We start from the raw sequence: 20461 nt of genomic DNA on the forward strand, positions 1-20461 counted from the left end.
TTAAGGCTCCAGTATCATTATTTCATTAAGTTGTTGTTCAACATAGTCAGCGATTATTGGCTGTGCTTGCGCGTTAGGGTGAATACCGTCTGCTTGCATAAGTGCTTTATCGGTGGCAACGACTTCCATAAAAAAGGGCAGTAAGGTGATATTGCTAGCATTGGCGACATCTTCAAAAACTTGCTCAAACATCTCATTGTATCTTGGGCCATAATTTGGCGTTATTTTTATCTTAATCATTGAAACTTTTATGTTTTTATCTTGCGCTAACTTGACCATTTGTAACAAATTATTTTTAATGATTTTAGGTGAATAACCACGTAAACCATCATTTCCGCCTAATTCAATTAGCAACAAGTCAATTTTTTCATTCGCCAAAATGCCTGCTAGCCGAGATAAACCACCACTCGTCGTTTCACCACTAACACTGGCATTTATTATTGTGTAAGCTTGTTTTTGTTCGGTAAGTTTTTGATTAAGTAAGTGCACCCAGCCTTGTGTGGGTTTCATCCCATAACTTGCACTGATACTATCACCTAATAGTAAAATATTGCGGGTTGGTGTGATACTAATGCTGTTATCAAGCGTATTGACCTGTTTGTTTTGTGCAGCAGTATTTGCTGTAGAGATAAAAAATAAGCTAATAAATAATATAAAAAGTGGATAATTTTTCATGCATGTAAATTCCGAGAGTATTCTAAGCGTTAAAGACCTAACTAAATCAGTGCAAGTTGAAGATAAAACGCTAGTTTTGCTTCAACCACTTAATTTAACTGTTGCTGCGGGCGAATCAATTGCCATTGTCGGTTCGTCTGGCTCAGGTAAAACGACATTATTATCGATTTTAGCGGGTTTAGATTTACCAAGTTCCGGACAAGTGTATCTTAAAAACCAGCCTTTACACCAGTTTAATGAAGAGCAGCGCAGCCAAGTTCGTGCGCAGCATGTGGGATTTATTTTTCAACAATTTTTATTAATTAACAGCTTAACTGCGCTTGAAAATGTGATGTTGCCAGCCGAGTTAGCCAATATGCCCGATGCGCAAGCGCGTGGTGAAGCTTTACTGGCGCAAGTAGGTTTGGCTGACAGAATGGAACATTACCCTTCTCAGCTCTCTGGCGGTGAACAACAGCGGGTAGCTATTGCGCGGGCATTTATTGCTAAGCCAGATATTTTATTCGCTGATGAACCCACGGGCAATCTAGACAGCAAGACGGGTCAACATATTATTGATTTAATATTCGATTTGAATGTTAAAGAGGGTACCACCTTAGTGTTGGTGACCCACGATGCTAAATTAGCGGCAAGGTGCCAGCGCCAAGTTGAAATGGACAGCGGTGCTTTAACTGAACCTTTGACTGAAGCCACCTTAGCAAACACAGATGAAAACCATGCTAAAAATCAGGCTGATACTCAAACCACAAGGCATGATGATCTTGCAAGCAAAACTTCAGTTTCACAAGTAGGTTAACCATGAGTATTGTTAAAGAAAAAGCATCAAGCATGTGGTTTACTCAATCACTACGCTTATTACATCATGAGCTTCGCCGTGGTGAACTGACCATTATATTTATCGCTATTGCGCTTGCCGTTGCGACGGTATTTTCATTGACCGGATTTTCTGGCCAAATTAAGCATGCCATAGTGGCCAATAGCACCAATACCATAGGCGCTGATCGTGTCCTGCGTATGTCGTCAGAAGTTGACACTAGCATTATAGAAAAAAGTCAGACATTAGCACTAGAATATGCCCGGAAAATTGAAACTGAGTCGATGGCGTTTGCGGGCGACAATATGTTACTCAGTGAACTCGATGCGGTATCTGATACTTACCCTTTGCGCGGTGAACTTAGAATTAAAACCTCGCTGACGCAAATCGCGAGTGTTGTTGCTAATGCCCCTAAACTAGGCACAGTTTGGGTTGAGCCCAGTGTGTTAAGTCGCTTGAATGTTAAGATTGGCGAGGTGATTGAGATAGGTGTTGCGCCACTCATTATTGCCGGTATTGTTACTGATATTCCTGATCGTTCATACCGCGCCTTTATTGCCGGGCCAACGGTTATTTTAAATATTGCCGATATGCCCAAAACCGAGCTTATTCAGCCAGGCAGTCGTATTACCTATAAGTACTTATTTGCCGGTGAAACCGATGCTATTGAAAGCTTTGAAAAATGGATTAAACCACAAATCAATGAATCACAACGTTGGTATGATGCAAAAGCCGCACAAAATCGTTTATCAAGAATATTAGACACCGCAGAGAAGTTTCTTTCGCTAGCAAGTATGTTAGGCATTGTATTAGCGGCTGTTGCGGTGGCGGTGGCCAGTCGTCGTTATGGTCAACGTCATCAGCCTAACGTGTCAATATTTAAAGCCCTAGGTGCGTCAATTTCGCATGTGAGAAAACTTTATTGTCTGCATTGGACCTTATTGAGTTGTTTAAGTATCGCAGCAGGATTAGTGGTGGGTTATGGTTTGCTGCTACTGGGTGCTAATGCCATTGCGAGTTATTTATCATTAGCTGATGCACCGCTGACTTTTGTGCCGTTTTTAACGGCGATATTTACTGGTTTATTATGTGCCATTGCTTTTGCTATTCATCCGATTATGACCTTAGTAAAAAGCTCACCCTTAAATGTTATTCGTGGTTTTAGCCAAGAAAAAGTCGCGCGCTTTGGCTGGCATCAGTTACCGCCTTTATTGGCGTTATTTTTATTACTGTTTATTTTCAGTCAAGACTTAGTGATGAGCGCTGCGTTGTTATTCGGCGGTGTGGTTGTCTCCTTTATCTTGTTGTTGTTTGGCCGTGGCTTAATGAGCGCAGGCCGCAGTGTCGGTACTAAAGCGGGAAAGTCTTGGCATTTGGCCTTAGCGAACTTAAAACGCCGAGCTAGTGAAAACAGCGTGCAACTGGTCAGTTTTACTATCGCTATAATGCTGTTGTTATTGATTACAGTAATGAAAAGCTCAATATTATCAGAATGGGAGCAACAGTTTCCTGATGATACGCCCAATCATTACCTGATCAATATCACTCAAGATCAAATTCAGCCTTTAAAAAGCTTTGTTGAAGAAAATAATATTGCCAATCAAGGTTTCTATCATGTTTACCGTGGTCGTTTATCAGCGATAAACGGTGTAAAGACCGTCGATAAAGATGATAAAGATGATGACAGTCAAGTGCAAAACGCTGAAAAAATTGATGGCACTGAAAAACAACAAGCTAAGAAAACCAAGCAGCAAAAAACTCGGCAAGGTATGGGCCGTGAACTGGGTTTAACCTGGCGTACTGAGTTACCTGATGAAAATGAAATTATTGCTGGGCAGTGGTGGCCAGTTGGCGACGAAACACCTCAAGTGTCCATTGAAAGCAACATAGCAGAACGTTTGGCGGTTAAATTAGGTGATGAGCTAACCTTCACACTCGGCTCGGATGAGTTTACCGTGCCTGTGACTAGCATTCGTCAAGTAAATTGGCAAAGTCGGCAGTTAAACTTCATTATGGTTTTTAACCAAAGTGTACTTGAGCAATTTCCGACGACATCAATTTCCGCTTGGTCAATATCAGATGATAACCGAGACTTGGTTTATCGCTTTTTGGCCAACTTTCCCACGATTACGGTAATGGACTTTGCTGCCATTATGGCGCAGCTCAATGGTATTATTGAGCAAGTGACGGTGGCGATTCAGCTGATCTTAATTTTAGTGGTACTTGCCGGTAGCTTAGTGTTAATAGCGCAAGTACAAGCCAGCATGGAAGAAAGAGAGCGTGAACTAGCGATATTGAGAACCTTGGGCGCTAAAGGCAGCTTACTGCGTAATAGCGTGTTATATGAGTTCGTAGCACTAGGCGCTATTGCTGGACTCATGGCAAGTGTTGGTATGGAAATAGCCGTTTATATTTTGCAAAGCCAAGTCTTTAATATGTCAGGCAGTTTTCACTTTCAGTATTGGTTAGTGGGGATTGGCGCGGGCGCATTCTTTGTCGGCTTAATTGGTATGCTCAGTTGTTGGCGTTTACTTAAATTGTCGAGCGTTACCTTAATCCGACGAACCATGTAACTTTCTCGCTTTATAAAAACTATATCGCTTTTAACACTAGCGGGTATGCTATGAAATCGCGTATAGTTTTAAGAGCTTATACTACATTAGATAACCAACTGGGTTTAAAAAATGGTTTTACAAGGCAAGTCCGAAGGCGCGGTGAAATTTTTATTGGTTACCGCGGCATTATTTGTTGTGCTAGCGGGGATAAAAACCGCGGCGACATTATTAGTACCATTTTTATTATCAGCGTTTATTGCCATTATTTGTAACCCATTAGTGGTGATGGCGGCGCGCTATAAAATTCCGAAACCGATAGCGGTTATCTTTGTTATTGGTATCTTTGTTTCTATTGCGCTTTCACTGGCGGGGCTTGTGGGTAACTCGTTAAATGAGTTGTCACAACTTATTCCGGTTTATCGCGCGCAACTTCAAGAACAGTTTGTATGGTTAACCCAACAACTTGATGACTACAATATTAAAATATCGTCAGAATTACTGATTGAATACTTTGACCCCGCAGCAGCGATGGGTTTAGCCGCTAACATGCTCAGTGGTTTGGGCAGCGTTATGGCTAATTTATTTTTAATCATAATTACGGTTATTTTTATGTTGTTTGAAGCGTCATCTGTACCGCGTAAATTACATTTAGCGCTTGACGATCCGCAAGCTCGCTTAAAGCAAATTGACCGATTTTTATCCTCAGTAAATAATTATATTGCCATTAAAACCTTGGTGAGTATTGCCACCGGCATTTGTGTTTCATCAATGCTGTGGGTGTTTGGTTTAGACTTTTTCTTACTGTGGGGAGTATTGGCCTTTTTATTGAACTATATTCCCAATATTGGCTCCATTATCGCCGCCGTACCGGCAATGTCGTTAGCTGTTCTGCAATTAGGGCCAGCGGCAGCAGGTTTTATTGGCTTAGGCTATTTAACCATAAACACAGTAATGGGCAATGTGGTTGAACCGCGTTATTTGGGCCGTGGCCTTGGGCTATCAACCCTAGTGGTATTTATTTCATTAATATTTTGGGGCTGGTTGCTAGGCACAGTGGGCATGTTGTTGTCAGTGCCTTTGACCATGATCATTAAGATAGCCTTAGAAAACTCTGCAGAAGGTAGTTGGTTTGCGGTGTTATTATCGGGTGAAGAAGAGTTGGAAGAGACTTAATCAAGCAAAAGGTGGCGATAAGCTACCTTTTCTAATCCATAGCACTTTAAAAGCTTAACGTTAAATCCTAACTTATTGGCTCATAACGTTCTAAAATTATAGGAGTTTTAGCTTACCATATGATTCTTAAATAGCTCTGTAGCTAATTATTAGTCCATTATTAGTCAATTAATAACAGCCATACAAAACAGCTCACAATTGATGGCGAATATTAAAAATCAACAAGATAACAATCACAGCCCCAAGTTATCGGCAATGCTTTAGCAAGTGGCTATAGCATTGAAGGGGCCAAGTGCCCATGTTTAAATTAACTGGGTTTTTGACCAACCTTAAAATAACCGGTTGAAAGAAATTGCACCGTTTCATTGCGCTTTTTACCAATTAAGATTGCTCCGTCATCCATAAACAGAAAATTCTTCCAGCAACGCTGAAATACTGCCCAAGTGGTTTCAATAACGTTATCTCGCGAACTACAATAATAAACCACGGTATTATTATCCCATTTTAGGTGCGCTAAAATGATCTCGGGTAATAAACATGCTTCACTATCCCAAATATTTTCCCATTTACCGTTATCAAGCCAAGATGCAGAATTTTCTGGCCAGTCACCTTTTTTAAAAAAGTCTGGGTGATCAACTTGTTTACTGATAGCGCCATCCCAAAGTACTTTGGCACGAGTACTGATCATAGGTTTAATTTTTGTTTTGTCGCTATCGCTAATAGGTAAGCTTTTATGCTTAAAGATCCAAGCGTTTTTTAATTCGTCAATTGAGGTGTAATTCATAAAGGTTATATTTGTAACTTTAATTTTGGTATAACAAGTACCGCTAGTATCTCATTAATTTGCTTAAAATTGCAGGTTATAAAATGAAAAAATACAGTTAAAGTTACTGATTAGAGCAATTCGCTGGCTTTGTATTAGTTCACATTGGCCATTTGTCTATTAACGTTTTAGCTGCACTCCCCAGTACGCCTAAATTTATCATGGCTGTTTATTTAACAATATAAGTTTCTTTTCAGCATAAGTTTGACCTTAAGTACCCGTTGTTGCAAAATGCCGCGCTTGGCTTCTTAAATTCCACTCAAAATAAAAAAACCTGAACTCTTCGTATACTTAAGTATAAGTTTTTTCTATTAAATCACCTGTTTTTTTATGGTCGTTCAAAAAAATTAACAAAGATCGATAGGGCGTATCGCATTAAACTTAGCGTTGACTGAAATAAAAAAGTATCAGTCTTAAAAGAAGTAGAAATTTTTATAGTTTTAAGAATCCTGTAGCTACAGGAGCTTATCAGGACTTTCCTGATATTGGCATAAGTGAATGCATGCTAGCCATTATTAAGCTTTAAAAGCTAATACATAAAGAGGTTAAAAGCGAAGTATTTATATAACGAAAGTCCTCACCAGAGACTAAGTCCTGATTAAAAACACCTTACCAGTATGCATTTAGTAAGGCTAACCCATAGAAATTTAAAACTTTAAATATTTACAAAGAGAGAACATCATTATGCAACTTGGATTCAAAAACCTGCTACTTATTACGATCACAATATTAGTTGGCTTGTCTGTATCTTTAACAAGTTACTTTTCCTATGTTAAAGAAGAAAAAGCACTGACCGCTATCATTATTAAACAAAACAGTGAGTTTGTGAGACAACAATCTATGCTTATTGAAAGCAAATTGAATGAAAAAGTATTAGGTTTGGCTAGGATTGCAAAATTATATGATGATCAACGAGAAGAAGGCAGCAAAGAAGACTTTATTAAATTAACCAACACCATAGCTTTTGCCATGAATCTTAATAGTTCGGCTATTGGATTTGAAAGCGGTGTTGGTTATTGGAATCAAGCTAGCGAAATTTGGCCTGAGAATATATTCGCAGGTGATGTTAGAACTGAGTCTTATTACAAACTAGCTCGAAAAAATTCAGGTACAGCAACAAGTGAACCTTATTTTGATTCAATAGACTATTGGGTCAGCATCGTTCATCGCATAAAAAATGGCATGATTTCTGTTGATATGAAATTAGATTTTTTGAATGAGTTGGTTGAAGACTCTTCGAAAATCCCCGGGGCTGTAGCATTAATTTTGAATCATGATACAACCGTTTTAGCCTCGACGAATAAAGCGGTAGAAACCAAAAAGCTAGCCACAAATTACCCTTGGTTTAAAGAGGTGGCGTTAAGCACTGTTAGCCAGAAAAGCAGCAGACAAACTTATCAATTAGCTGGGGTGGATAAATTACTTTTTTCGCACCGAATTCAAGTGGCTGATAAAAATTGGTATTATACGCTGAGTCTAGATAAAGAAACTGCATATGCCAGTCTGTTTGATGCGAAAAAAAGCGCTATTATCAGTACGCTTGTTGCAACAATAATAAGTGTTGTGTTGGTTTTCATTGTATTGCAAATTATTTACCGTCCTATACTGGTATTAAAAGAAACAATCACAGCACTCTCTCAAGGTAATGGCGATTTAACACAGCGTCTCAAGGTAAACTCAAGTGATGATTTAGGTCAAATTTCTGATGGGGTTAACCGTTTTATCGAGAGCTTACAGTCGATGATGATAGAAATAAAAGATGCAACCACCGCCTTAAATGGCAACCTCTATAAGTTGAAAGACCAATCAAAGCATAATACAAATATATTAAATGGCCATATTCAAGAAACAGAGCAAGTTGTAACGGCGATTGAAGAAATGAATGCCACAGCAGGCGCTATGGCAAGTGATATTGCTAATGTTGCTTTACTTACTGAGAACGCCAACAACGCTGGTCGTGAGTCTATGAAAACGGTAAACCAAGCTCAAGATACTATTTCTGAGTTGGTTTTAGACATTGATAACTCGGTAGAAAGTGTTAGTGAGATGAGTAAGAAAACCGATGGAATTAATTCCATTTTGAGTGTTATTGGCGGCATTGCTGATCAAACTAACTTATTGGCACTTAATGCCGCTATTGAAGCCGCTCGCGCTGGTGAACAAGGTCGTGGTTTTGCCGTGGTTGCAGATGAAGTACGTAATCTTGCGAGCCGTACAAAGGCAAGTACTGACGAAATTGAAAGTGCACTTGCCAGCTTATTACAAGGTAATCAAACGGTTGTTGAATCAATGATTGTGACGAAAGACCGTTGTCAAATAGCAGCGACGGGTACGAGTGAAGTGTCAATAAGCTTGAATGAAATGACAAATACTGTGTCGGAGATTAATAATTTAAGTACCCAAGTTGCCACTGCTGCTGAAGAGCAAAGTAGCGTTACACATGAAGTCAGTAAAAACATGACAGCCATTAACGAAATTGTTGGTGAGTTAGATAAAAATGGTAAGCAAGTGGTTAATGAGATCAATAGTGTTGATGAAATTAATCAACAGTTAACCGGTATAATAAGTCGATTTAAAATTTAATTGGACCCTGTAACACATTTTGTGTAACTGCCAGGTTTAAATAACATCTTTCAAACGGTCTTCGAATTCAATTTTAAATCGATTCAAGGCCGTTTTAACATTTCTTATGGGCATCGTTGGCCCTTTAACAGATTCTGTTACAGGGCCCTAAATATATTGATTCTTGCATCTTGTTGAGCTTTATCGTTTGTTACATTTAAAGCCGTATTAATGAACTTTCTGCTGGATAATTTTAAATTGTGGGCTGTTTTGCTCTTGTTTATGACAAATACTTAATAAATCTTCAATCAAACAAGAAAGTGCACGACGTTCAATTTGCTGGATTAATGCTTGCTGCTCGCCAGTGAGCATGTGGTACATAGTCGCAGCGCCAAAGTCGCCAAAAATAATATTAGCGTTTTCATCAAACAAGGTATTATGCGCGTATAAATCACCATGACATACTCGATTTGCATGTAAATGTTCAAACACGTCTTCCATTTGCAACACTATTTTATCAATTTGACTAACACTTAAGGTAAAGCCTGCTGGAAAAGTATCACGGGTACAGCTTTTAAAGCTTGGCGGTAAACCCAGATTTTTAAAATTAGCCGGTATTAAGTTCATGATTAAGGCTAAATAGTCTTCCTCATTAACTTGTGCTAAAGAACGGACAAGGTTTTGATGATCGCCGACTTTTAAACATGCCTGTAACTCGTCTTCTGGGTAGCCATCACTGGTTACTTTGCCTTTAAAAACTTTCACCGCAACATTATCTGGAAATGCTGATGGACTATCAGTCCAAGTTGCACTGGAAATAACGCCTGAAGCCCCTTGTCCCAGTACCTTTTGTAAGGTGAAACTTGTTGAGGGCAGTGATGGAACTGAGGCAATATTGAGGTTAGCAAGGCTAAAAGGATTGCCGGCAAAGGCAAGCCATGCAAGTTTAGGTAATCTCAGCAATTGCTCGGGACATTCAGTTAAATTGTTCGCTGATATACGCACTAACTCAAGGTTATTTGACTGCGCTAGTGTTAACGGTAGTTTGGTTAACCTATTGCCTGCTAACGCCAATTTTTGTAGTTTTGGCCGTTCGCCCAAAGCGTCAGGCAAAGTTTGAAGGCAGTTGTCGGTCAAGATTAACCAACGTAAATTCTCCGGTAAGGAGTTAGCAGGCACCTGTTCAATTTGATTTGATTTAAAGCCAACCATTTCTAGGTTTTCACAGCGCCCAAGCACTTCAGGTAATACTTGGAAGCGATTGTTTGAAGCAAAAATTATTTGAAGTTTTGTTAGCTTAATTAACGCCTTGGGTAGCGACGTTAATTGATTGTCAGATAAATCTAGAATTTCTAAGCTATCTGCTAAGGACAGAATTTCTAATGGGAATGAGCTTAAGTTTTCAGATAACTTTAAACGCTTAATACCCCTGAGTTTGCCAGATTTTAACTGAGATAGCGTATGCATTTATTAATCCATTGTTAGTGTTATTTTTAGTAAATGAAAATTTAGGATGCCACAAAGTGATATGACATCGCTAAGATATAAAAAAACCCGAGAAGCATATTTAAAGGCTTTTCAGGTTTATCGAGGGGTAATCAACCTAAGATGTTTTTTGTTACCAGAGTTAAGCCAGTGACACCTTGTATCTTGTACACAGGTATTTACCACAACCTAGTCCCTGTTTTCATTAATTCTAGGTGAACCTAGAATTACATATAATGGATGATTTTAAAGGAAACCCTTCTCTTTATCAATATCAATGGGAAGTATCATAGCGGCTATAAAGCAAATAAAATCAGATGATTGTAACGCAGCGATTAGCATTTAAAGCACTAGACGTATTTGTAAACCTAAGCTTAAAAATAGATGTAGAGTCATTTGTTATTAAAAATGACTAGAAGATAAAGCCCAGTTTAAAAAGTCAGATAATATTAAGCTTACAGTTTTTGAGATAGCTATAGGAAAGGGGGCTTAATGATGATAGTTCACTGCGCGCTAGCGAACATGACATAGGCGATTTAGAAAAATCATGAGTTAAATTTTTTGCTGATACCACTTTAGATTAACTTACATCAACTATAAAAGCTGACAGATAGCGATAGGTTATTAATTAATAAAAAAGGACCTTAATATATGATTAAGATCCTTTTTATGTTTAACTTTTTAATCCTTAATGGCTCAGTGGTATACTCATTATTTACTTTTTCGTCTTAAAGTAAGCGACACTAAAGCAAGAGAAAACAGTATTAATGTGCTGGGCTCAGGAACAACAGACACTTGCGAAAAGCGCTGTTCAAAGCTTTGCAATGAGGCAAACTCACCAAAGTCTATCGCTTCAAGTAGAATGTTTTTTGTTACCCAAATTTCATTAGTTGGGGAAAAATTTGCTGAATCAAATAATTTCTCATTTTGTTGACCAAATATATCACTTCTTTCTACATTTTTTGTACCTATTTCATTACCTCTATTAGGGTCTGAATAAATTTTTTCTTCAATAAATATACTTGTCAGCGAGGTAGGATTAATTAATGCTGAATCCGTTAAATATAACGAGTTATCTTTGATCTTAAATATCGGGTCAAGTACTGAGACTCTAAAGCTAAACATAAAATCTAAGAAAGTATAAGAGTCATTCCCTTCAAGAGTAAAGGCATCATTTAAAATTTCAAAATGTAGTCCTGAACCAGGATTTAGTCCACCATCAGCTAAACTGGTGACATCTATGTCATCAGTGTTGACCAAAAATGGATTAGATGAAATGTCTTGTATTAATTCCCATTGGTCAAACAACTTATCGCCTACAACAATAGAACCACCATTAAATAATGTGCTGATAGGTGTAGCACAAACATTTACTGAAAATAGCAAACTAGCTATTAATAATATTTTTCTCATAAATTTCTTCCTTTAATTTAATATAATTTATTTTTAAATTTATTGTGAATTACGGAATAGAATTAATCGCACATCGAGCCAAAGTACAAAGAGGAATACAGACCTTGGTGTCTGATGGCGTTATCATGCCATCTAAGTTTGCATCTCTTGGATCATTGGGTAAGGCAACTTGACCACGGGCAATACTAATTGCCCTTAAATCTAAACGGTCAATATCTCCATCGGCATCAGTATCACAAATCAAAGGTCCACCTATAGTGACTTCAAAATTTACGCTACAGGTATTGCCAGCGCCATCAGTTCCAGTAATTGTTGCACTACCTGACTGCCCTGGATCAATTAAATCTATGGTGAAATTGACTTGCCCATCACCTGGGATAAAGGGATCAATGCTTGAGATGGCATTAACACCATTAATCATTTCAACAAAGAAAACACCGGTATCATTATCAATAACATTATTGCCATTGGAATCTTCTCCGGGGTCAAGAATACCATTTCCATTGACATCCTCTGTTGGTTTGTTATCGGTAACTGAACCCGTTCCTGCATTGTTGTTGATATCAAGCGAGCAAACAGGAAGGAATGCATCTCCTATTTGATTGATAAACTGAAATAATGCACCACCAGGATAGATATAAGAGTCAAAGTTGTTATATCCTTCGACGGTGACACCATGAGGGTTTACCGATGCAGTGTTATGTGTACCTTGACTTAAAGCCAAAACCGCGGCTGATAATGTCCCCCCTGGTATAGGTGAATAATCCCCAGCAGGAACTGGCACGCCATCTAAAGTCAAAAAACCAACATCAGTATTATCAGCAATAATAGTTAAAAAATTCTCTGCAAATTGCGCAGCTCCAACAGTGGAGAAGGTATAATTATTTTGATATTGTTCTGATGGTATAATATTGGTCATTGCTGGATCACCCGAGGTTGCCCCTGGCGCATTTTGCCCTGTCATAAATTGAGTAACAAAAATAGGCTTATCTGCAGCAAAAAACTGATTCCCCGTAATAGCTGCTGTTTCAAAGAACTCACCTGCATTGATAACAGTAGTGGGCACACCATTTATCGTCATGCTGGTATTATTTTCTGAAGCAAGGATGCGATAAATGGTTCCTCCAAGTCGATTAGGAAGTCCAGCAGCAGATGCTGTTAAGCCCCAACTAACCAAAGGCTGTGCAATTTCAAATACATGATCACATGCACCGGTCCCAAGTGGAATATTAGTACAGGTATTACCATTAATTAACCCTACTGGTCTATCGGCAACAACTCTAGTTCCGGTTAAACTGCCGGCAGTACCTGATGTTAAAGACTGTCCATGATAGCCTTCACCACGATTTAGATTTATAACAAATGGCACTCCGGCCAGATGACCAGACATATTGTTAGTGGGTGTGATAGTCACTTCAGTATTATCAAAGGCAGCATAAACAGTAAACAGACCAGAAAATAGCGCATTATAATCTGAAACCAAATACTCTACATTCATGGTGTCAACGGGTAATGCCAAACCGGCATCAGACGTTGCTGAGGCTCTATTTACTTGATAAACAACAAACTCCTCATCCGCAGTTGCCCTTATCAAGTTTGATGTTACCGCATTAACCGTCCAACTTGTCGCTGCTTGTGTTGGCAAAGATAAAATGGTTACAGTGCCAGGTATTATCGAAACAGTTTGAATAAACGTAGGTGTGTTCATTGGATATACTACGGTAACATCAGTAGCGACATCACCGGTTAGGTGTAATTCAATTATTGGTGGTGATCCTAGTTGTGGCAAAAAAGCCATAACAAAATCTTTACCTTGATTGTCTAATTGAGCATTAGCATTGAAGGTCGATATTGTTAAAAAAATCAGCAGTAATGTCTTAACTGATATAATTAATGTATGGCCAAAGGTTTTAATATGATTCATAAGTAAGTCCTTTATATGATTTAAATTTACTACCTACTACCTACTACCTACTACCTAACAACAACCCCCACTCTGTGATCATTCACCGAGTTATAATAACCAACTATTTCGGCATTTATTTGATTCACTAGAGCAGCTAGTTTTAAAATAAATACCTATAGTTGGCCACTTTTCCTAAGTATAAAATAGATCGCCTAATTAATGAAATGGGTATGATTTTACAAACTTAATAATACAGTTGAATTTGTTAAACAAAATAACACGTTGTCTAACAAATCAATCTGTACATAAAATAAGCATTAATTATGCCGCTAATAATAATATCTAGTAATCAAATTGTTAGATTTTTTAAAGTGTTAAAGAACATATTTGTGTAAATTTTTTCGACACTATTGATACGGTTAAATAACAGGAATATTCATGAAACTAGCATATACCTTAGTGTTAATGGTAGTAGTCAAAGTATAATTAGCAATATATTAAGAAAATATGAGGTTATTGAAGCTAAGTATATTAAATTGTCGCTAGTGGGTAATTAGTCAAAAAAATCAGGAAAAATTTTCGCTTGTTTTGTTAAATAAAGATGGTGAAACACCAAGAAAAATTACTCACTAAAAAATTTTAAATCTTACTTATAAAAAATAACAAATAAGAGTTTAAATTAAGCACTAAAATGCTATCTCACTTTGTACCCCTTTACGCCCTAGAAATATAAAATTCATCTCTGCTATATGATTGAAAAATTGACTGTCGCGGTATTTAATTTGCTCAATAGAAAAATTTAATTAAAAGAAAAATTAGCGTCTAAGTGATCTTTAGGTTATATAATTTCGCTTTAGAAAAAAAGACTGCTTTGCGGTGCATGAGAGAAGATTATTACTTTAAAAAGTTGTAGTTTCTGAGATAGAAATTTCTTTAGTTATGAAGAGAAAATCAATAAGTGTTAGCGCGCTAGCAATCAGATAACATTTTGTTTATGGAACAAAAAAGGGATAACATTTCTGTTATCCCTTTTTCTATAATTTGGTGCTCGCTACTGGACTCGAACCAGTGACACCTTGCATGTCATGCAAGTACTCTAACCAACTGAGCTAAGCGAGCGTTACTTCTAAGTAAATTGTTGAGTGACTCAACGAGGCGCTATGTTAGCGATCTGTTTTAGCAAGTGCAAGCAATTTTATCTAAAATATGATGCGATTGCTGTTTAATTCAGCACTGGGCATTGTGCCTGCTTATTTAAGCAACAAATAGCTCAATAAAAGTTACAGGCTATTTTAAATAGTCTAAAAGCAAGACGTTAGAGTACCAAGCTAAAAACACTCGATTAACTTTCCAAGGCTGCGTGTTGCTCAAAGCGCTTTTGCACTATTTTTAAGCGCCAAGCTAATAAAACGGCTGCTACTGTTAAGCCAGAAATAAAGCCTATCCAAAATCCATAAGGACCTGATGCTGGTGCTACCCAATCGGTTAAGCCCAGTATTGAACCAAAAGACAAACCGACAACCCAGTAGGAAAAGAAGGTGATATACAAAATCGACTGTGTGTCTTTATAGCCACGAAGTGCACCCGCTGAAATAACTTGTATGGCATCAGAAAACTGAAATAAAGCCGCTAAAAACATTAAGCCAGCGGCAAGTTCAAGTACTTCGGTATCTGTGGTGTAGATAGTGGCAATTTGTGTGCTGAACAATAAGGTAATGGCTGCGGTTACTACCGCAATAACCAGTCCTAAAATAACCGAATACCGGCAGAGTTCCTTGGCTTTTTCAAAGTTTTTATTGCCCACTTCAAAACCCACTTTTATCGTCACTGCCATCGCTAAACTTAATGGCACCATAAAAACCAAACCAGAAAAGTTAATGGCAATTTGGTGGCTGGCAACAACATTAGCGCCAAAGGGTATAAGTATTATGGCTACGGCGGCAAATAAGCTTACTTCAAAAAGTAATGAAAATGCTATAGGTGTGCCTAAAGCTAATATGATTTTAATTTCTGACCATTGTGGCCAATAGAATTTGCTAAACAATGGCGCGTGTTTTAGATGTTTTGAAAAATAAGCATAGCCAAGCATGCCAAGAAACATCACCCAGTAAACAATAGCTGTGGCAATACCACAACCCGCACCACCGAGTGCAGGCATACCAAACTCACCATAAATAAAAATATAGTTGGCGGGTATATTAATCAACAAGCCTAATATGCTGATGATCATGGTCGGGCGAGTAAAAGACAAACCTTCTGAATAATTACGTAAAACCAAATACAGACAATAGCCTGGGCCGCCCCAAACAATGTAACCTAAATAGTCAAACATTAGATGTTTAAGTTTAGGCTCCATCGAAATAGAGTCGATTAACATCGGGGTGGCAATGTAGTACAGAATAATGATGATTATTGCGAAAAAAACCGCTATCCAAGCGGTTTGATAACTGGCTTTTGCCACTTGGTCAAACTGTTTGGCCCCCGATAATTGCGAAACAATACTGGCCAGTGCCATCACAAGACCTGATATGGCTAAAATTAAGGGCAACCAGACACTGCTAGCTACGGCAACGGCGGCCATATCAGTGGCACTAACACGACCCGCCATGACAGTATCGGCAAAACCCATTAAATTTTGGATCAATTGGGCGATTAAAATGGGATAGGCCAATTTCATTAAATTTTTACTATTGGAAAAAAAACGATTTATGTTCATCAAAGCGATTATATCATTAGGTTATTCTTGCTAAGATAGCAAAAAGTAGAATATTTGTTGGATGATATATGTTTACCGGTATAGTGCAATCACAAGCTGAAGTAATTGCGATAATGCGTAAAAATAATGCGATAAGATTAAAAGTTGCGTTAGAGACCCCGCTGATAGCTAATCTTGAAATTGGTGCGAGTGTGGCGATAAATGGTGTTTGTTTGACCGCTGTTGAGTTTGGCCATTTAAGTGATGATAGTAGCTTTATAAGTTTTGATGTTATTGATGAAACGTTACGGGTGTCTAACCTTGCTGATATTAAACTGGGTACACAAGTTAATGTTGAGCGTTCGTTAAAAATTGGCGATGAAATCGGTGGTCATATGCTCAGTGGCCATGTTCATACGCAAGCTGTTTTAGCTAATCGTATCGATAGTCAGGACAACTGCACGTTAAGTTTTACCTTAGCGCCTGAATATCAAAAGTATATATTTTCCAAAGGTTTTATCAGTATTAATGGTATTAGTTTAACGCTAGGCGCTGAAGTAGGAGAGTTATTTTCAGTCTATCTGATACCCGAAACTTTAGCGCGTACCAATTTACAGAATGCGGTGATTGGCGATAAAGTGAATATTGAACTTGATCAACAAACTATGACGATTGTTGAAACAATTGAACGTATGAAACTAAGTAGGAATTAGTTTTAACGCAAGCATTTGTTCTATGCGCATGTGACTTGTTAGTACTCACCTCTGGCTAGTACGCACCTCTTGCTAGTAGGCACCTAAAGTGCAGTTAACGGTTGGCGGGTCAGTACCTAGTAATATCACTTGCTTGTTAGGTATTTATTTAACAGGATAATAGTGAGTTTAACTCACTATTATCTTAAAAAACTAAGGTTTAACAAAACTAAGGTTTAAAAAAACTGTTCATTATCACTACCCACTCCTAATAGAATTTTTTGATGATACTCGTCAATATGTAAATTCAAGTGCATTTCCATGCAACAAGCGGGGCATTCATCATAATAATCTTGATCACCTGCACTAGTGTCTAAGGCCAAATGTATAGGATGGCCGCAATGTGGGCATTCAATACGTTGTTCTTTAATCTTATGGGGCATGACGGCTCCTAGATTTGAAGCTTGAAGGATTGTACGTTTTAGTATGAACATTTTTAGCTAAAGCGCGAGTTATTCAGGCTAAATATCGCCCAAAACACTTGCCACCGCAGGGCGAAACACTGTTTGGGTAAAGCCCTTAGTTAGTGAAGGTAAAGCGCGTGGTAAAACTGTTGGCAATGTTATGCGCGAAATTAATCAACTTAAGTGATTAGATGATTAATTTTATTGGGTACACCATCCCATTGCTCTGCATCAACAGGAGCAGGAATAATTTCGGTGATCACTGGCCATATTTTTGCCAGTTCAGCGTTTAATTCAATAAAGTCTTTTTGATCTTCTGGCACATCATTTTCTTGATAAATCGCGCCAACAGGACATTCAACAGGGCACAAGTCGCAATCAATACATGAGTCAGGATTAATAACTAAAAAATTGGGTCCTTGATGAAAGGCATCAACAGGACAAACTGCAACACAATCAGTGTATTTACATTGAATACAATTATCAGTAACTACAAACGCCATTTTATTCCGCTTATTTTATCTTATTGAGCTATCAAATCGACTAGCATTACTACTATGAAAGGCCAGATCATACCTAGCTTATAAACAAATTCAATTATTGTTTTAGCTTTGTATTTGGTATCGCTAGTACTATCAGGTAAAATAGCGCCAATTTTTACCCTAGTCTCGCTTTGGATACACGATATGTTGCGTTTAACTAACGTCAAATTACCACTAAATCATCAACCGGAAGAATTAGAGCAAGTTATTCTTGCAACATTAAAAATCACCGCTGAGCAGCTTACCAGTTTTTCAATCTTTAAACGTGGTTACGATGCACGTAAAAAGAGTAAGATCATTTTGATGTATACCTTAGATGTAGAAACAACAAAAAATGAACAGCTTATCGCTGAGAATATCAATGATCAAAACATTAAAGTTAGCCCTGATACAAGTTATAAGTTTGTTGGTCAAGCACCCGAAAATTTAACCGAGCGGCCAGTGGTTATTGGTATGGGACCTTGTGGTTTATTCGCGGGCTTACTCTTAGCACAGATGGGCTTTAAACCCATTATTTTAGAGCGCGGTAAAGAAGTACGCCAGCGTACTAAAGACACTTTTGGCTTTTGGCGGAAAAAAATTCTTAATACTGAGTCCAATGTGCAATTTGGTGAAGGTGGTGCGGGTACATTTTCTGACGGCAAACTCTGGAGCCAAGTTAAAGACCCAAAGCATTATAGTCGCAAAGTATTACATGAGTTTGTTGATGCCGGCGCGCCAAGTGAAATTCTATACGTGAGTAAGCCACATATAGGTACCTTTAAATTGGTCACCATGGTAGAACAAATGCGGGCGGAAATTCACCGTCTGGGCGGCGAAGTACGTTTTGAACAACGTGTAGACGATATTCATTTTGCCGAAACGCAAGATGACAACGACAATAGGCAAGTGACCGGTTTAACTTTATCGACAGGCGAAGTAATAAACACTAAACACATTGCTTTGGCTATTGGCCATAGCGCACGTGATACTTTTACTATGTTGCATGAAAAAGGTGTCTTTATAAAAGCTAAACCCTTTTCTGTTGGCTTTAGAATTGAGCATGAACAATCAGTTATTGACGATGCTCGTTTTGGCGAAAATGCCGGCAACCCTATTTTAGGTGCGGCTGATTACAAACTTGTTCATCATTGTAAGAATGGCCGTTCAGTTTATAGTTTTTGTATGTGCCCTGGTGGCACAGTAGTTGCCGCTGCGTCAGAACCAGGGCGTTTAGTCACCAATGGCATGAGCCAATATTCACGCCATGAACGTAATGCTAATAGTGCTATTGTCGTCGGTATTACACCAGAAGATTATGACGAAAATGGTAGCAAGGATAACGTACTTGCGGGTATTGAGTTTCAGCGTCGCTTAGAAGAAGCGGCCTTTAAACTGGGTGGCGAAAACTATGATGCCCCTGTACAGCTAGTGGGTGATTTTCTTGCTGGACGAAAAAGTGGCGAGCATGGTGTGGTAGCGCCATCTTATAAGCCTGGTGTTAAATTCTGCGATTTAAGTGAAATTTTACCGGACTACGCTATCGAGGCTATTCGTGAAGCATTACCGGCATTTGAACGAAAAATTAAAGGTTTCTCGATGGCTGATGCAACATTAACCGCTGTTGAAACACGGACTTCGTCGCCGATTAGTATCACTCGTGATAAAGACAGCTATGAGAGTTTAAATACCAAAGGGTTATATCCGGCGGGTGAAGGTGCAGGTTATGCGGGTGGTATTTTGTCTGCGGGTATTGATGGTATTAAAGTCGCTGAAGCCATGGCGCTTTCGATGCTGAAGCATTATCAATAAAATGTTAACTGCGATTGCTTAACTCATCAAAGTGAATAACCTAGCTTGATGAGTTAGTTAAGCCTTAGTTAGGCATTTAGTTAAGGCTAAAGTCTCGGCTTATAGGTCATGCTAGCGTTTGAGTTGTACTGAGTTCACAAGCGCTTTACGATTACTGCATTTCTTGAATATCATCGTTAACTTGTTGTTGCCACTTACTTTGAGGTAATTGGCTTTGAATATTGTGTAGTGTGGTCCAAATGCCATTAAGTGTCATGGGTTTGGTTAACCAGAGTGGAATATTACCTTTAGGGTCAACCATAAACTGGTAAGTTATTGCTATGCGGTCAGCGGACATTGGCACTATTGTCCAATGGGCGCTAAGTACGTGCATACGTATCACATCTTGGTTTTTTTCTATGGCATTACTAGCGTCTTTAACCGCAATCTCAATCGATAGATCCTCGTTTTGCCAATAACGAGAGTTGGCCACTATTTCACGTGCTGAAATTGGCCATAAGCCTTTAAATCGAGTAATAAATACACTTTCGTTTCTTGAACTTTGGCTAATGCATTTAGCGGACTCTACATTGTCTAGCCAATGTGGAACCTGCTTAAAATCTTCAATAAAATAGATAAAGCCCGCTAAACTTGAATTAACCTTAGCCTGTGCCTTAATTTCAATGACATCGTGATATTGACTAGCACGATAAAAAACACTTAATTCACTATTTTGCTTCCAAATGTTCCATGACGATAAATCATTTGCTTGAACATTATTGTTTAACAGCAGCAGGGAAATTAGCAGACAGTAACTTAAGCGCCTTAAATAAGTAACTGAGAAAAATATAACGCTGAGATTAAAAGCTTGAGGCAACTAACTATTCCCTAT

At 38.3% G+C, this 20461-nt stretch carries 15 protein-coding genes and 1 tRNA gene; 6 read left to right on the plus strand and 10 right to left on the minus strand.

The window, feature by feature from the left end:
* The gene (locus H4J41_RS07985) at window positions 1–675 is read right to left on the minus strand and encodes an arylesterase (protein ID WP_182136295.1); all 675 of its coding nucleotides are present in this window, start codon (window positions 673–675) and stop codon (window positions 1–3) included.
* Here H4J41_RS07985 and H4J41_RS07990 point away from each other — a divergent pair.
* From H4J41_RS07990 to H4J41_RS08000, 3 genes are all read left to right on the plus strand, one after another.
* Window positions 674–1471, plus strand: coding sequence for an ABC transporter ATP-binding protein (locus tag H4J41_RS07990; protein WP_182136296.1), 798 nt, complete (start codon window positions 674–676; stop codon window positions 1469–1471). The two genes, H4J41_RS07985 and H4J41_RS07990, sit on opposite strands and share 2 nt — an antisense overlap.
* Window positions 1472–1473: 2 nt before the next feature.
* Window positions 1474–4062, plus strand: a complete 2589-nt coding sequence (locus tag H4J41_RS07995; RefSeq protein ID WP_259364583.1) for an ABC transporter permease — start codon at window positions 1474–1476, stop codon at window positions 4060–4062.
* Window positions 4063–4173: 111 nt separating this feature from the next.
* Entirely contained in the window at window positions 4174–5217 is a 1044-nt protein-coding gene (locus H4J41_RS08000) for an AI-2E family transporter (protein ID WP_182136297.1), read from the plus strand.
* Window positions 5218–5524: 307 nt separating this feature from the next.
* Here the strand turns inward: H4J41_RS08000 and H4J41_RS08005 are convergent, their stop codons facing one another.
* Entirely contained in the window at window positions 5525–6001 is a 477-nt protein-coding gene (locus H4J41_RS08005; protein ID WP_182136298.1) for a DUF2947 family protein, read from the minus strand.
* A 723-nt stretch (window positions 6002–6724) separates the two neighbouring features.
* Here H4J41_RS08005 and H4J41_RS08010 point away from each other — a divergent pair.
* Window positions 6725–8623, plus strand: a complete 1899-nt coding sequence (locus tag H4J41_RS08010) for a methyl-accepting chemotaxis protein (RefSeq protein WP_220461034.1) — start codon at window positions 6725–6727, stop codon at window positions 8621–8623.
* A gap of 207 nt (window positions 8624–8830) precedes the next feature.
* Here the strand turns inward: H4J41_RS08010 and H4J41_RS08015 are convergent, their stop codons facing one another.
* From H4J41_RS08015 to H4J41_RS08035, 5 genes are all read right to left on the minus strand, one after another.
* Window positions 8831–10069 carry a leucine-rich repeat-containing protein kinase family protein gene (locus H4J41_RS08015; protein ID WP_182136299.1) on the minus strand — a complete coding sequence of 413 codons (1239 nt, stop codon included), beginning with the start codon at window positions 10067–10069 and terminating at the stop codon, window positions 8831–8833.
* 729 nt (window positions 10070–10798) lie between these two features.
* On the minus strand, window positions 10799–11500 hold the full coding sequence (locus tag H4J41_RS08020; RefSeq protein WP_182136300.1) for a PEP-CTERM sorting domain-containing protein: 702 nt from the start codon (window positions 11498–11500) through the stop codon (window positions 10799–10801).
* A 49-nt stretch (window positions 11501–11549) separates the two neighbouring features.
* Complete coding sequence (locus tag H4J41_RS08025) at window positions 11550–13424, minus strand: IgGFc-binding protein (protein ID WP_182136301.1); 1875 nt, start codon at window positions 13422–13424, stop codon at window positions 11550–11552.
* Between the two features lie 1024 nt (window positions 13425–14448).
* Window positions 14449–14525 (minus strand) — tRNA-Val (locus H4J41_RS08030).
* A 223-nt stretch (window positions 14526–14748) separates the two neighbouring features.
* Window positions 14749–16083: an MATE family efflux transporter gene (locus H4J41_RS08035; RefSeq protein ID WP_259364582.1), complete on the minus strand. Its 1335-nt coding sequence runs from the start codon at window positions 16081–16083 to the stop codon at window positions 14749–14751.
* Between the two features lie 107 nt (window positions 16084–16190).
* Between H4J41_RS08035 and H4J41_RS08040 the strand changes: the two genes are divergently transcribed.
* A complete protein-coding gene (locus tag H4J41_RS08040) occupies window positions 16191–16814 on the plus strand; it encodes a riboflavin synthase subunit alpha (RefSeq protein WP_182136303.1) in 624 nt (207 codons plus the stop codon).
* Between the two features lie 215 nt (window positions 16815–17029).
* On the opposite strand, the gene H4J41_RS08045 is transcribed toward H4J41_RS08040, so the two are convergent.
* Window positions 17030–17236: a CPXCG motif-containing cysteine-rich protein gene (locus tag H4J41_RS08045; RefSeq protein ID WP_182136304.1), complete on the minus strand. Its 207-nt coding sequence runs from the start codon at window positions 17234–17236 to the stop codon at window positions 17030–17032.
* Between the two features lie 200 nt (window positions 17237–17436).
* The gene (gene fdxA / locus H4J41_RS08050) at window positions 17437–17760 is read right to left on the minus strand and encodes a ferredoxin FdxA (protein WP_182136305.1); all 324 of its coding nucleotides are present in this window, start codon (window positions 17758–17760) and stop codon (window positions 17437–17439) included.
* Window positions 17761–17943: 183 nt separating this feature from the next.
* Here fdxA and H4J41_RS08055 point away from each other — a divergent pair, with 183 nt between their 5' ends.
* Window positions 17944–19590 (plus strand): NAD(P)/FAD-dependent oxidoreductase, encoded by a 1647-nt coding sequence (locus H4J41_RS08055; protein WP_182136306.1) that lies wholly within the window; start codon window positions 17944–17946, stop codon window positions 19588–19590.
* A gap of 151 nt (window positions 19591–19741) precedes the next feature.
* On the opposite strand, the gene H4J41_RS08060 is transcribed toward H4J41_RS08055, so the two are convergent.
* On the minus strand, window positions 19742–20446 hold the full coding sequence (locus H4J41_RS08060) for an START domain-containing protein (protein WP_182136307.1): 705 nt from the start codon (window positions 20444–20446) through the stop codon (window positions 19742–19744).
* Window positions 20447–20461 lie beyond the last annotated feature (15 nt).

The organism is Colwellia sp. MB3u-45 (assembly GCF_014077005.1).
In the GTDB taxonomy this organism is placed as follows: Bacteria; Pseudomonadota; Gammaproteobacteria; order Enterobacterales; family Alteromonadaceae; genus Cognaticolwellia.

What these genes read in the sequence shown, in the direction of transcription:
- H4J41_RS08010 (WP_220461034.1), top strand. Translation starts at nt 6,725, where the DNA reads ATGCAACTTGGATTCAAAAACCTGCTACTTATTACGATCACAATATTA.
- H4J41_RS08005 (WP_182136298.1), bottom strand. Translation starts at nt 6,001, where the DNA reads ATGAATTACACCTCAATTGACGAATTAAAAAACGCTTGGATCTTTAAG.
- fdxA (WP_182136305.1), bottom strand. Translation starts at nt 17,760, where the DNA reads ATGGCGTTTGTAGTTACTGATAATTGTATTCAATGTAAATACACTGAT.
- H4J41_RS08000 (WP_182136297.1), top strand. Translation starts at nt 4,174, where the DNA reads ATGGTTTTACAAGGCAAGTCCGAAGGCGCGGTGAAATTTTTATTGGTT.
- H4J41_RS08055 (WP_182136306.1), top strand. Translation starts at nt 17,944, where the DNA reads ATGTTGCGTTTAACTAACGTCAAATTACCACTAAATCATCAACCGGAA.
- H4J41_RS08025 (WP_182136301.1), bottom strand. Translation starts at nt 13,424, where the DNA reads ATGAATCATATTAAAACCTTTGGCCATACATTAATTATATCAGTTAAG.
- H4J41_RS08015 (WP_182136299.1), bottom strand. Translation starts at nt 10,069, where the DNA reads ATGCATACGCTATCTCAGTTAAAATCTGGCAAACTCAGGGGTATTAAG.
- H4J41_RS08035 (WP_259364582.1), bottom strand. Translation starts at nt 16,083, where the DNA reads ATGAAATTGGCCTATCCCATTTTAATCGCCCAATTGATCCAAAATTTA.
- H4J41_RS08045 (WP_182136304.1), bottom strand. Translation starts at nt 17,236, where the DNA reads ATGCCCCATAAGATTAAAGAACAACGTATTGAATGCCCACATTGCGGC.
- H4J41_RS07985 (WP_182136295.1), bottom strand. Translation starts at nt 675, where the DNA reads ATGAAAAATTATCCACTTTTTATATTATTTATTAGCTTATTTTTTATC.
- H4J41_RS08020 (WP_182136300.1), bottom strand. Translation starts at nt 11,500, where the DNA reads ATGAGAAAAATATTATTAATAGCTAGTTTGCTATTTTCAGTAAATGTT.
- H4J41_RS07990 (WP_182136296.1), top strand. Translation starts at nt 674, where the DNA reads ATGCATGTAAATTCCGAGAGTATTCTAAGCGTTAAAGACCTAACTAAA.
- H4J41_RS07995 (WP_259364583.1), top strand. Translation starts at nt 1,474, where the DNA reads ATGAGTATTGTTAAAGAAAAAGCATCAAGCATGTGGTTTACTCAATCA.
- H4J41_RS08040 (WP_182136303.1), top strand. Translation starts at nt 16,191, where the DNA reads ATGTTTACCGGTATAGTGCAATCACAAGCTGAAGTAATTGCGATAATG.